Source organism: Kothea flammea, assembly GCF_052161645.1.
Classification (GTDB): Bacteria; Planctomycetota; Planctomycetia; order Pirellulales; family Pirellulaceae; genus Laterigemmans.
The window spans coordinates 2,790,131-2,802,852 of record NZ_CP197414.1; the positions used below are offsets into that span (position 1 = coordinate 2,790,131).

9 protein-coding genes are annotated in these 12,722 nt (G+C 53.5%); 6 read left to right on the plus strand and 3 right to left on the minus strand.

Annotated features, from left to right (window positions below):
- Window positions 1–82: 82 nt before the first annotated feature.
- From SH139x_RS10510 to SH139x_RS10520, 3 genes are all read right to left on the minus strand, one after another.
- Window positions 83–661: a hypothetical protein gene (locus SH139x_RS10510; RefSeq protein WP_488355994.1), complete on the minus strand. Its 579-nt coding sequence runs from the start codon at window positions 659–661 to the stop codon at window positions 83–85.
- 2,072 nt (window positions 662–2,733) lie between these two features.
- Window positions 2,734–2,919: a hypothetical protein gene (locus SH139x_RS10515; RefSeq protein ID WP_488355199.1), complete on the minus strand. Its 186-nt coding sequence runs from the start codon at window positions 2,917–2,919 to the stop codon at window positions 2,734–2,736.
- A gap of 728 nt (window positions 2,920–3,647) precedes the next feature.
- Window positions 3,648–3,887, minus strand: a complete 240-nt coding sequence (locus tag SH139x_RS10520; RefSeq protein ID WP_488355200.1) for a hypothetical protein — start codon at window positions 3,885–3,887, stop codon at window positions 3,648–3,650.
- Between the two features lie 239 nt (window positions 3,888–4,126).
- Here SH139x_RS10520 and SH139x_RS10525 point away from each other — a divergent pair, with 239 nt between their 5' ends.
- The 6 genes from SH139x_RS10525 to SH139x_RS10550 all read left to right on the plus strand — a co-directional run bounded on the left by SH139x_RS10525 (window position 4,127) and on the right by SH139x_RS10550 (window position 12,618).
- Window positions 4,127–4,651, plus strand: coding sequence for a sigma-70 family RNA polymerase sigma factor (locus tag SH139x_RS10525; protein WP_488355201.1), 525 nt, complete (start codon window positions 4,127–4,129; stop codon window positions 4,649–4,651).
- Window positions 4,651–6,180, plus strand: a complete 1,530-nt coding sequence (locus SH139x_RS10530) for a LamG-like jellyroll fold domain-containing protein (protein ID WP_488355202.1) — start codon at window positions 4,651–4,653, stop codon at window positions 6,178–6,180. Before SH139x_RS10525 ends, SH139x_RS10530 begins: the two co-directional genes overlap by 1 nt.
- Window positions 6,177–7,148, plus strand: coding sequence for an alpha/beta fold hydrolase (locus SH139x_RS10535; protein WP_488355203.1), 972 nt, complete (start codon window positions 6,177–6,179; stop codon window positions 7,146–7,148). Before SH139x_RS10530 ends, SH139x_RS10535 begins: the two co-directional genes overlap by 4 nt.
- A 14-nt stretch (window positions 7,149–7,162) precedes the next feature.
- Window positions 7,163–8,461 (plus strand): DUF1552 domain-containing protein, encoded by a 1,299-nt coding sequence (locus SH139x_RS10540; RefSeq protein ID WP_488355204.1) that lies wholly within the window; start codon window positions 7,163–7,165, stop codon window positions 8,459–8,461.
- Complete coding sequence (locus tag SH139x_RS10545) at window positions 8,461–10,953, plus strand: DUF1592 domain-containing protein (protein ID WP_488355205.1); 2,493 nt, start codon at window positions 8,461–8,463, stop codon at window positions 10,951–10,953. Before SH139x_RS10540 ends, SH139x_RS10545 begins: the two co-directional genes overlap by 1 nt.
- Window positions 10,954–11,049: 96 nt before the next feature.
- Window positions 11,050–12,618 carry a sulfatase gene (locus SH139x_RS10550; RefSeq protein ID WP_488355206.1) on the plus strand — a complete coding sequence of 523 codons (1,569 nt, stop codon included), beginning with the start codon at window positions 11,050–11,052 and terminating at the stop codon, window positions 12,616–12,618.
- The last annotated feature ends 104 nt before the right edge of the window (window positions 12,619–12,722 follow it).

The following is a 12,722-nucleotide window of genomic DNA, read 5'->3' on the forward strand; positions in this document are numbered from 1 at the left end:
GAAGCTGCTAATTACTCGCCCTGATTCGAGAATAGCGATGATTTTCGCGACGTCACTCTGATTTGATCCGAATGTTATTCGTTCAAACTTCGGTCCAGGCTCGGTTGAACCGGGACCCTGCTCGGTTGAACCGGGACCCTGCTCGGTTGAACCGGGACCCTGCTCGGTTGAACCGGGACCCTGCTCGGCTGAACCGGGACCCTGCTCGGCTGAACCGGGACCCTGCTCGGTTGAACCGGGACCCTGCTCGGTTGAACCGGGACCCTGCTCGGTTGAACCGGGACCCTGCTCGGTTGAACCGGGACCCTGCTCGGTTGAACCGGGACCCTGCTCGGTTGAACCGGGACCCTGCTCGGTTGAACCGGGACCCTGCTCGGTTGAACCGGGACCCTGCTCGGTTGAACCGGGACCCTGCTCGGTTGAACCGGGACCCTGCTCGGTTGAACCGGGACCCTGCTCGGCTGTACCGGGACCCTGCTCGGCTGTACCGGGACCCTGCTCGGCTGTACCGGGACCCTGCTCCGCCGCGGGCTTCGGAATGCCCCTGAACTCCGCCGACAACCTGCTCTTGAGAGCTTCGATATTTCCAATGGCCGTCGAGACGTTGTCCAGTTCCGATAATAAATCTGACGCTGGTTTCTCTGGAAGTTCCTTTTGCCAATTGCTTAGTTTGTTACGAATCTCATATGCGCCTTCAGAAAGCTCCCTTACGAGGCACGCAATGTCGGGTCTCGCCACAAAGTCCTGCGACCTACTGACCAAATTATCAATCGACTCAACGTCTCCCAACTGCTCTAGGTACAACCCTATCAATTCATTGGCGGTCTCACGTTCACGCGTTACTCTTTCATGGCTCTTAATAAAGAGTGTGAGTCTGCCAATGAATTCGCTCAGCCCTATTTTGGATATCGGGATTTGAGCAGCTAATAGTTTTTCCTTCTCGTCTTCAATTTCGGGCTCGAACGTGTTCGGGAAATCACGTATTTGGTTTCGCAATTCTTCCGCTTTTAACTTAAGTTTTTCCTGCTCTCTTTCGATCCCAGCGACTTTATCACAAAGCCGGTCTGTTTCTGAAACTACCTTCTTCGCGTATTTGCCAAGCTCCTCGACGCAATCGGCGTTTTGCAACGCATCACGACTAGACTTACTAATCGCGACTGACTCTTCAGCGGCGACTTTCTGAAGTTCGGCCAACCTCTCATCAAATTGCGTAACCAAAGCCTGAGCGCGTTTTTGAAGGAAATCGAACCCCTGGTTCACGGAACCTAATTGGCTACCGTCCCATTTGACTAACTCCTCGCCGTAAGACTCATAAACAGCGGTGCCCAATTGCCCCCACGCTTCCTGTCTGAACAAGTAATCTTCCGCGACTTCATCACGACAAACGCTTTGATAAAAGCCGTCTTCAACAGGATTCCAGAACCACTTTCCATCGTTTTCATGAACAACGTGAGCCTTTTCTAGCAGGTTAAGAATTTCTTTCGTCTTGGCCGTTTTTAAATCGCAAAGATCAGCAATCTCTTCCACACTTCGCCCGACATACGCGCGGAGTATCAACTTGGATAGTACGTCCTTTTCGAACATCAAAGCATCAAGCCTCGGATAATTCCGATGGATTCGATTGCTGTGCGTTTTGATCTGGGATCTAAGTGTTTTGCGACTCAATTCTGCATTTCGTGTTGGGTCTCGTGAGAGATACCGAAGATCAACCGCATTGTCGATCGATATGGCGATCGGGCAGAATGTAATAGGTGCCAGTTTCTTCGTTGTTTCCTTTTCCAAGTGTCGAAATTCTGGAAACTCTTCCAAAAGCTTATGTGTAATTTTTTCTCCAATCGCATGGGCCGAAAAATCAGCACGATGAAAAAAATACAAAACGCGATCAAATTGGCTTCCCGGGTTGCATTCAAAAAACCTCACGCGACCTGCTAGGTGCTTCAGAAGTTGGGACTCGTCTTCGCGACCGAGCCAAAGAACACAGTGCATGCCGCTACCGGACAAACCTTCGACCTCAAAGTCAGCATTTGCACTGCTCTCAAAAAACGCGTAGTCGTCCACCACCGTAATTGCAGAGTCACTTTCACCGAAAAGTACAGCAACCCCGCGAGAAACTTCCTCTAATAGCACTTGAGGCTGATATTCAAAGTCTTGAGTTGTCTGTCGCTCTAAAGAGAGAAGTGTCTTAGCTGGTTCAACGCCATATAGGTCGTACAGATCTTCGTTTGCTATATAGAATCCATCTTCGGTCGGAACCAAGTATCGCGCCAGTTGCTCTTGGTCATTCAACACATCAGGGGTTAACCCCTTGTCCCTAAGGATCAATTGAGAGATTACATTCTTGCAAGACTCACTTTCAAAATCGCTGGGTAGACGCGAGATAATCTCTGCGAATTGTTTGCTTCGACCAATGGTTTTCATTTTGCGCACTCCACTTCGATGGTGACCGATCTAAACTTCGGATTAGACGCCAAGAAAGCGATCAATTTAGATCTCGCATCATCTCCCCCCGACAGAATGGATTGGCGGTGCGAAGAAATCTGGCCAAGCAGGGTTTGCCGTCGAACTTTTAACGCTGCTTCCGATATTCCTTTGGTAATTTCTATCTCTCCAGAATAGCTCTCGACAGCGTTCTTTAAGCTGCTCTCAACGTACGGCGGCAACAGAATTGACTGAAGGTATGCCGGTTTTTCTGATTTTACTCTAATCAACTCAGAGAACTTTGTCTTAACGTGTTCAGGCCGTGCAGCAGAAGTCGTTCACCGGACAGAATGAACCGGGGTACCAGATCTGCTTCATCTCAATGACGGCCGCATTGCCAAGCGAGCCATGGAACACGATTGGCGTCCCTGGTTCAAACTCCGGCGGCTCGTGAAGCCACCATTCGTCGCTGGAATCGATGATCCGATGACCAGCGTCCACGATGGCTCTTCGAAGGGCGTCGTGCGAGTTCGGAAAAACATCGGACTCAAGAATCCATGTCACCAGTGCCATGAGAAGTTTCCGCCGTCGGCCGCGTTAAAGAGAGTTCAAGTCGCAACCGAATTGACCGCCGTTCATTCAGTCGGGTTCGCACGATCGGCGTCCGTCCGCAGAGTATCTCTACTTCATAACCCGAACACAGATCACTTTCCCAGGTCCGACGCCCCGGCGAAGGCTGGCTTATTTGATTCCAGAGCACCCTCTCGAAACTGGCCTTGCCGCAACATGTTTCCTGGCAATCACTTACAGCAATGCCGCGAAATTCGTCCGGATCTCCAGAGCGGTTGGATCCAAGTCCGGGTTGCTCAACTTCTCTGTTTGGTTGGAACACTTTCCGACCCACCAGTAAACGAAAAGCCGTCGTGGTTCCCTCGACGGCTTTTTTCGTGTTTTCCCGAGCGTTTGACGCGTTTTCCCGCCAGCCGCCGGTCTCTCAGAAAGCTGTTTTTCTGACGCCGGCCAGAAATTTCGGGTAATGAACTCGGCCCCTTTTCGAGTGATTTTGCAAGTTCTCTCAGACCTCTGAGTCCCTGAGACGTTTCGGGTTATAAGCCGTCGTTCTCGCTCAGACGAGCCGAACCCCCATGGTTCGTCTCGGTGAGACAAACACACAAAACACGGGCGACTCGGGTTATGAACCGCTCGCGGGGGAGTCGCCGCCGCTGGGTTCACTCCGGGCCCGGCTGTTTTTTGCCAGCCTGCTTTCGCCCTTCCGCGAACGCCGCCTCCGCCAACGGCGCAACCTGCTCGTACGTCAGCCCGACGTCGCCCGCGATGTCGGAGATTGTCGAGCTTCGTCGCAGATCATTCATCTGCATCCCACCCATCACTCGCTGCAGAAAAATAAATCCCGAAGCGACTTCCCCGTAACCGAGTTGATCGACGGCTCGATAGCTCTTCGCCTTCATGAGCTCAGAAAAAATCGCCAAGACGCTCGCAAGATGAGAAAAACCTCCGAAAATGGGAGACGACGAGAAGGCTCTGCCCTCAAAAGGTCACTTATCCATTCAGGGTCCTGAATGGTTGGCTCGTTGGCGGATTGCGGGTGACAGGATGCGATTTGGAAACTCTTCCGGATTCTTGTTAACGATTTGCGTTGGCATTCGGCATACAGTTATCTCACGGTTGTAATGCATCGGTTGGGCGTATGGACGAAGGTCAAAAACGAGAAGATTTCACTCATCGCTGGTTGGAGGCCGAGCCTTCCATATCGGCTTACGTGTTCGCGTCGATCAATGGATTTCACGACGCCGAAGACGTCGTGCAGCGGATCGCTCAGGAGTTGGCACGTCGTTTTGACGAGTTCGACTCGGGTCGGCCGTTCGTTGGCTGGGCAATGTGGATCGCCAAATCGAGGGTGATTGACTACTACCGGGCTCAGGGGCGTTCTCGGGTTGTTTTCTCCGACGAGTTGCTCGGCCAACTTGCCGACACGATCGTAAACCAATCTGACGGTCGCAGCCAACGACGCGAGGCACTCGAAGCCTGTCTGGAGGAGCTCCCGTCAAGGTCTCGACGACTGCTTGATTTGCAATACATCGATGAACGATCCGCTGCCGAGATAGCGGAGGAAACTGGGTCCACCAACGGATCGGTGCGAGTACTGCTTTCGCGAGTCCGAACCGCACTGGCCAGTTGTATCGAGCGACGGCTCGGGATGGAGAATGCGTAATGGCGATCAACAATGAATTCATCGATCGCTTTCTTGAAGGTGATGTGTCCGAGGAAGAGGCTGCGGAGTTTCAGCAGTGGCTGAAGGTTCCAGCGAATCTCCAGCGGTTTGCGTTACGTGGTGAGCTGCATTCAGACTTGCGGCGTTCTCTGCGACGCAGAGACATTCAGTCGAGTGTGTTGGGAACCAAGGAAGATGTGTCGTCGCCTCCGGAATACCGAGCGACCGTTGTCGGCTCGCGAAAGATGCTGCTGCTCAGCGTGGCCGCGTTCGTGACCGCAGCCTGCATCCTCATTGCATTGGTTGGTCTGCGGCACGAAGGGAACCGAGCGCCGAATCAAGGTAATCCTGTGGCAGCGACCATCGTCCGTAATGTGGGCGGGTTGCTTACAAGGGGCGATCAGCACTGGGACGACAATTATCTTGCTGTGGGTGTATACGAATTACAGAGAGGATTGCTGCGTTTGCAGTTCGACGGTGGAGTCATGGTTTACGTTGAGGCTCCCGCCCGCTTCGATGCAGTAAGCGATTCGCGTGTGGTGCTGCACAGCGGGCGTCTATCGGCCAGAGTTCCTCCTGAAGGAATCGGGTTCACCGTGGACACTCCTGAGGCAGAAGTTGTTGATTTTGGCACAGAGTTCTCCGTCGATGTCGAAGGCGGCGCGAGTGAAGTACATGTGTTTGATGGGCTGGTGCGAGTGAATCCCGGAGCATCGAGTCAGCGAGATGAATCCAGGTCCGTTGATGTGCAGGCGTCTCACGCCGTGCGAATCACTGACGGATCGACTGATCCCGAGAACATTTCCATCGCGACTGATCGCTTTATTCGCGATTTTGAAGAGCACGCTCGAAAATACGCGCCCGCTGTCAGGAAGATGTCACCACTCGCTTTCTACCGCATGCCGATCCGGGACAGAGGTTTGGTTTCGGAGCCCCCTGAATATTCCGGCCTCGTGTTGACTGGAAAAGGCAAACGTCCGCCACATGCGCGCGGCGTGTTCGTCGGCGGTTCGCTGCGAGTTGGAGCGGATTCGATCGGACGCGGAGGTCGCGTGGACGATCCACCTGCACTGAATGCCGGTAGATTCTCATTGACTCTGTTCGTGTATCGCGAATCGGATGTGCGTGGCGCGACGGCGGTTACCAACATGCAAGATGATCATGGGAACTTTGACTTGTCGCTTAATGAAGATGGGAGGCTGCAAGCGACTGTCAGCAGTCGCGATGGGAGCCAATCAACGGTCGTCGGCGGATCTGTTCTTCCTTTGCACGAGTGGCGGCATGTGGTCTTAACGTTTGATGGTCGCAACATGCACTTCTATGAAGACGGAACGCTTGTCGGGTCGAAGCCTTGTGCGGAATTAGCAACCAGCGAATCGGATCCTGTGTGGTTTGGAACTGACGCAAATGCAACCCAAGTCTGGGATGGACGAATTGACGAAGTGGCGTTTTTTGACAGAGCACTCAACGAAGACGAAGTCTTAACGCTGTACCGACTGGCGCAAGAGGAGATTCTCAGATCAAGATGAAATCATTCAAAGAATTGAGGCACCACATGCGATTGCCCGCAGCGTTTCGGCTCGCTTTGCTTCTCATGGCAATCGGGCATGCGACAAATGCCTGCGCGCAGCAACCTCGTGTTAAAGAACCTGGCAGTGAAGGCAAGACGGCAATTCCCAAGGCAGTGCTGGACAAGTTAGACGAACACCTTGATGTGACCTTTGCACAATACGGCGACCGAACCCTGCAATTGGACCTATTCCGTCCAAAGAATGCGTTAGAGAAACTGCCAGCGATCGTCTGTATCCACGGCGGTGGCTGGCGAAAAGGATCAAAGATCAATCATCGCAAAGTTGCTCAGGCACTTGCAGCCCAGGGTTACGTCACCGCGTCCATTGACTATCGCCTGAGCGAGGAAGCGACCTTTCCGGCTCATATCCAAGACTGCAAAGCGGCGGTTCGCTTTCTTCGCGCGAATGCAGCTAAGTACGGTATCGACCCCGATCATATTGGTGCCATAGGTCACTCGGCGGGCGGTCACTTGGCGGCATTATTGGCGACTTCCGCTGGTGTGACGGAACTGGAAGGTGACGGCGGAAACTCCGAATTCAGCAGTACGATCCAGGCCGTCGTGCCAATGGGCGGTCAGACGGACTTGATGTCAGAACGAAATCATCAGAAGTCTGCGAGCGCAGAAATTTGGCAGCAGTTCATGGGCGGCTCGCAAGACGATGTCCCCGACGCTTACCGCTTGGCATCACCGCTTTCCCATCTGGATAAGAACGATCCACCGGTGTGGCTGATCACCGGCGAGAAGGATGATCCCAGCACGCGTGCCGAGTCTCTTCGCAAGAAGATGGACGAGTTCGGGATTCCAAACGGGTTGACCATCATCAAAGATGCTCCGCATCCCTTCACTGTAAAGCAAGTCTGGTTCGATCAGATGATGAACGCAGCCGTTCCATTTTTCGATCGCACACTGAAAAACTTTCAATGAACGGGACGAAAAAGATGAAGCCTCTGAACCGACGTCGAATGCTACGTGGAACCGGAGCCGTGATCGCCCTGCCGTTTCTCGAATCACTGTCAGCATCCAGCCACCTACATGCGAGTGAAAGCACCGTGGAAACTGGCACTGGCACTGGCACTGGCGCAGCGTGGATGCGCATGGTTTGCATCGGGTTGGAATACGGTCTCTATCCGACCGACTTTTTTCCGCAGCGAACTGGTCGCGATTACGAACTCCCACGTTTGTTGTCGCCGCTCGATGGATTGAGAAGTGACTTTACGGTTTTCTCTGGCCTAGATCATCCGGGGATCTCAGGTGGGCATCAAGCGACGCATACGTTTCTGTCCGGTATTCGGTCCAGTCAGGCAAGCCAGTATCCGGAAGGCAACATCACCGTCGATCAGAAAGCTGCGGAGCATGTCGGTGCACAGACGCGTTATCAATCGATGCAACTGGGGCTGGGCGGTGGTGGTGTTTCCTGGTCGCGAAACGGTGTCGAAATCCCAACCATCGATCGGTTGCAAGCGATGTTCGATGCCTTATTCCAAGAGACACCCCAGTCGAAACGGACTCGGCAGGCCGGAACGTTCGCTGTCAACCGAAGCATTCTGGACGTTGTCGGCGAGGATGCGGCCGCATTGAAACAGCGAGTGAGTGCTGGCGATTCCACGAAACTCGACGAGTACTTTACCTCGATACGCGAAGTCGAAAAGCGATTGGAACAGTCAGCGGCATGGCTGAACAAGCCAAAAGCGAAAACAAACTTCAAGCTGCCAAAGATACCGCCAACCAGCTTTACTGAGGAGGTCGTCCTATTCTACCACCTGATGAAGTTAGCCCTGCAAACTGATTCGACCCGAGTCATTTCCATGTCCATTCATGGCTGGAAAGGTGACTCGGGGCTGACCGGCGTCACCAAGGGTTACCACGATCTTTCCCATCACGGTCGCGATGAATCAAAGTTAAACCAGTTAGGAATCATCGAGCGATTCCATACCGCCCAACTCGCTCGGTTCCTTGGCAGCTTGAAAGAGACGCAAGCCGCCGAGGACGCATCTCTGCTCGATCGGACGATGGTGCTGTTCGGAAGTGGACTTGGAAATGCGAGTTCCCATTCCAATCGCAATCTGCCACTCCTGTTGGCCGGTGGCGGTTTTCAACATGGTGAACACAAAGAGTATTCGGCAACTCGCGGCGGGAAGACTCCAGCGTGCAATCTTTATCTATCGATGTTGCAACGCTTTGGTGTTGAGTCCGATCGGTTCGGAACCTCCACAGGAGCACTCGAGGGGCTTAGCTAATGCACTCTTTCACCCGTTTGTGCGAACGCCCAAGGTTCGCATTCTTCGTGTTTGCCATGAGCTTTGCGTCGCTTGTGCCTGCCTCGATCTTGCGCGCAGACGAACCGGAAACCAAATCGCTCGCTTACGTGCAAACTCACTGCCTTCGCTGCCACGGCGAAGACGAGCAGAATGCAGACCGACGATTTGATTTCGTCGACGATGAAATCTTGGATCACGAATCCGCCGAGCTATGGCAGGAAGTCCTCGACGCCGTGAATCGGGGCGAGATGCCCCCTGAATATGAACCGCAACCATCGACCGAGGAAACGACAGAATTTGTCTCGCGTGTAACTCGGAAGCTAAAATCAACTCGCGATTCTCTTTCGACTGCAAGCCAACAAAGATTCCGGCGTTTGAGCCGCCACGAATATCGCAACACGATCCGCGATTTGCTGGGCGTGAACATGGACTCGTTTGACCCAACTCGGGCATTTCCTGCGGACGATCGAGTCGACGGCTTTGACAACGTTGGCGAACATTTAGTGCTGTCAAACTACTTAATGCAGTGCTATTTGGAAGCAGCATCTAAGGGTATCGAGAAGGCGATTCAATCTCGACAGGTCGTTACCCCGATCCACGAAACATTACGGGCTGAAGATTTCAGCGAACGCAGGTTTTTGTTCCGCCCGGAACAGAATTTCATCGTGAATCCAACCGGTCAGTACGTCAATGTCGCCCACAGTGATCCGGATCTTGCCAGGCTGCACGCAAAGCGATTTCGTGGTGCTCCCGCTGATGGTTACTACACCATTCGTGTCAAAGCTGAGGGCATTCATCGTGAGCACCCCTATCCACGCGGTGCCCTGAATGTCGATCGGGAAGAACCGATCAAAATGCAGATGATTGCGACGGATCCCAAGTTGGCTCGTCCCGGGGCGGGACAGAACTCCTCCGATCGCATTGTCGAGACCGTTCCATTGGCTGATCATGAGCCGCGGGTATTCGAGTTCCGAATCTGGCTGGACAAGGGATTTGTTCCGGTTATTCGCTACGCCAACGGGCCAATCAACCTCAGAGCATCTTTAGTGCGACTGGTGAAGAAGTTTCATCCTGAAACCAAGACAACCAATTGGCTTGACGTCTTCTCCACGGAGCCATCGGAGATCCTCGACGTTTGGATTTCTGACGCATACGAAGGGCCTCGGATGCGAGTTCATCAAATGGAGATTGAAGGACCCGAACCAAGTGATGCGACGAAGCCCGATCTTCTGGCAAACCCAAATCCGCAGTCACTGAAAGAGTTTCTCTATCGTGCGTTTCGTCGCCCGCCATTGAAATCGGAAATCGCTCGATACGAAGCCTTTTACCAATCGCGAATCGAAGGTGGAGAGTCCGAGCAAGCCGCTTTCACCACCGTGTGCAAAGCCATCCTGTGCTCGCCCAATTTTCTGTATGTGGAGACTCCGCCTGAACCTGGGCAAAACGAAGATAAAGGTTACCGACTCGCATCACGATTGTCTTACTTCCTGTGGAGTTCGATGCCAGATGACGAGTTGCTTCGCGTTGCGGCCAGCGGAAAGCTCAGTGAGCCGAAAACGTTGCTCGCCCAAACTCGTCGGATGCTAAAGGATCCACGTGCGGAAGCCCTGGTCGAGAACTTCACGAATAGCTGGCTGCACCTGCACGAACTTGGATCGATGCCACCGGACACGCGAAAGTTTCCGGTCTACTACGATCGACAGCTTGAGCCCCTGATGCGGCGCGAAACTCAGTTGTTCTTTGCGGAAGTCCTGCACGATAACCTAAGTATCGAACACTTCATCGATTCCGATTTTACATTCGTGAATCGTTATCTCGCCGCACACTATGGATTGCCAAACGTCCAAGGAGACGAATTCCGTCGAGTGACATTGCCGGAGGAATCACTTCGCGGAGGGCTACTCGGCCACGCGAGTGTGCTGACGGCAACCTCGAATGGAGTCGAAACGTCTCCCGTCACTCGCGGCATCTGGGTGCTGGAGAACATCTTGGGGTCGCCGCCTCCGCCGCCGCCACGGGATGTCGAGCCGCTTGAACCGGACATCCGCGGAGCCACTACGATTCGCGAGCAGCTTGCCAAACATCGCAATGTGGCCACGTGTGCGGAATGCCACCGCAAGATCGATCCGATTGGTTTTGCTTTGGAAACATTCGATCCGATCGGCTCGTTTCGTCAGCAATACAGTAATGACTCAGGCAAGCCGGTCAGAATCGTGGACACGACTGGGACGCTCCCGAGTGGAGAATCCTTCGCTGACATTGCTGAGTTGAAGACACTACTCCTGATGCAAAAGACACAATTCGCGAAGTGCCTAACCGAAAAGATGTTGACTTACGCACTTGGCCGAGAGGTGGGATTTCAGGAACGCCCCGCCGTTGAGGCCATCGTGGGCGAACTCGCCGAGCGAGGCAACGGACTCCGTGAGCTGGTGGAACTGGTCGTCACCAGCGATGTGTTCAACGAAAACTGACAATAACTGAAGTAGTGGACGAGGTGACGAGTCCAAGATCGCAGGACTCGTCACCTTGTCCACTACAAATAAATTAGCATTTTTTGGAAAACCACTATGAGACTTTCGTTGGTACTCTTCGCGGTCTTTTTGGCATGCCAGTGCGCGCGGGCGGAGCAGGCCGACGCAATGAAGCCGAACATTGTGTTGCTGTTCATCGACGACTGGGCCTGGAATGGGACGCCAGTCGCGATGGATGACGCATTGGCGAATTCTCGGATGCCGGCACTTCAAATGCCTAATATCGAACGATTGGCGAAGGAAGGCATGAAGTTTCGCAATGCGTATGCTTCACCCCAGTGTTCTCCCTCGCGAGTTTGTGTGCAAACGGGCCAGTCGTCGCCGAGGAATGGATATACCGTTTATATGAACTCCCGTGGGCAAGAGTATTACGACGAAGGCGGCCAGTACAAAAACTTTCCCGTCATTCCCTGCATCGCGGACCAGACGATTGATCCGGAGACGATGACGATCCCCGAAGCATTGAAGCCGCTCGGCTACGTCAGTGCTCACGTTGGCAAGTGGCACATGCGAGGTAATCCGAGTGACGAAGGTTACGTGTTCCACGACGGCGATACGGACAACAAGCCCGGCAATACGCTTGCATCATTTGCAAAAGAAGGCGAAGCGAAACCGCGACGATTACCCGACAATCTGACCGACCCGAAGTTGATGTTCAGCACGACGGAGAAGGCGATCGGTTTCATGGAAGAGCAGGTCGCCGCCAGCAGGCCGTTCTATTTGCAGATTTCGCACTACGCGATGCACGCATGGAGTGAGTGTTTGCCAGCTACACGAGAAAAGTATGCCAATCACCCACTCGTCGAGGCTTGGTACAAAGCAAACAACAAACAGAAAGACACCGTCCGTCTCGGCGACGACCCTGCCGTTTGGCTCGGAATGGCCGAAGACCTCGATGGACGGATTGGAGCCGTGCTCGACAAGATCGACGCGTTGGGAATTGCGGACAACACCTACGTCGTCCTCGTATCCGACAATGGATATCGGCACAAAGAGTTGCTTCTCGATCCAAAGTTGACGCAACCTCACCACGGCGCTAAATGGTGGGTCTGGCAAGGTGGCATTCGTGTTCCAATGATCGTGAAAGGCCCGGGGATCGAAATGGGCTCTGTCTTCACCGGCAACGTCGTGAACTACGACTTCCTTCCGACCTTTGTCGATTGGGCGGGGGGCGATCCAAACACGCTGAAAGACATCGATGGCGTAAGTCTGGCCGGGTACATGGCGGGTGAAAAGCCAGACGATGCATTCTTGAACCGCAATCTGTACTTTCATTACCCGCACTATCGATCCGGCATGCCGCACTCGGCCGTCGTTTCCGGCGATTTCAAACTGCTGCATTTTTACGACAGCCCGAATACGCCAATGCTGTTTGATTTGTCCGCTGACATGGGTGAAGTGAATAACATCGCGAAGCAATATCCCGAGCGGCACCAAGAAATGTATACCGAGATGATGAACTACTTTGACGCTGTCGGTGCGCGCATCCCCAAGCTCAATCCTAACTACGACGCAAGCGCCTACAAAGCCGACTCAGAGTTTGCAAAACGCAAAATGTGGGGAGCTTTCGATGGCATGCGACCGTTGGAAGATGATGAGAAATGATTGCCTTGCTGTGAGTCGTTGCCCTTGATGTGACGCCTTCTTTTGCAGCGATTGCGTGATTTCCCAAATCTGGAACCAACCTGAGAACCCGACATGACATTCAG

Bases quoted from the DNA above. Each gene is read 5' to 3' on its own strand.
- SH139x_RS10550 (WP_488355206.1), top strand. From the start codon at position 11,050: ATGAGACTTTCGTTGGTACTCTTCGCGGTCTTTTTGGCATGCCAGTGC.
- SH139x_RS10535 (WP_488355203.1), top strand. From the start codon at position 6,177: ATGAAATCATTCAAAGAATTGAGGCACCACATGCGATTGCCCGCAGCG.
- SH139x_RS10545 (WP_488355205.1), top strand. From the start codon at position 8,461: ATGCACTCTTTCACCCGTTTGTGCGAACGCCCAAGGTTCGCATTCTTC.
- SH139x_RS10520 (WP_488355200.1), bottom strand. From the start codon at position 3,887: ATGAAGGCGAAGAGCTATCGAGCCGTCGATCAACTCGGTTACGGGGAA.
- SH139x_RS10540 (WP_488355204.1), top strand. From the start codon at position 7,163: ATGAAGCCTCTGAACCGACGTCGAATGCTACGTGGAACCGGAGCCGTG.
- SH139x_RS10525 (WP_488355201.1), top strand. From the start codon at position 4,127: ATGGACGAAGGTCAAAAACGAGAAGATTTCACTCATCGCTGGTTGGAG.
- SH139x_RS10530 (WP_488355202.1), top strand. From the start codon at position 4,651: ATGGCGATCAACAATGAATTCATCGATCGCTTTCTTGAAGGTGATGTG.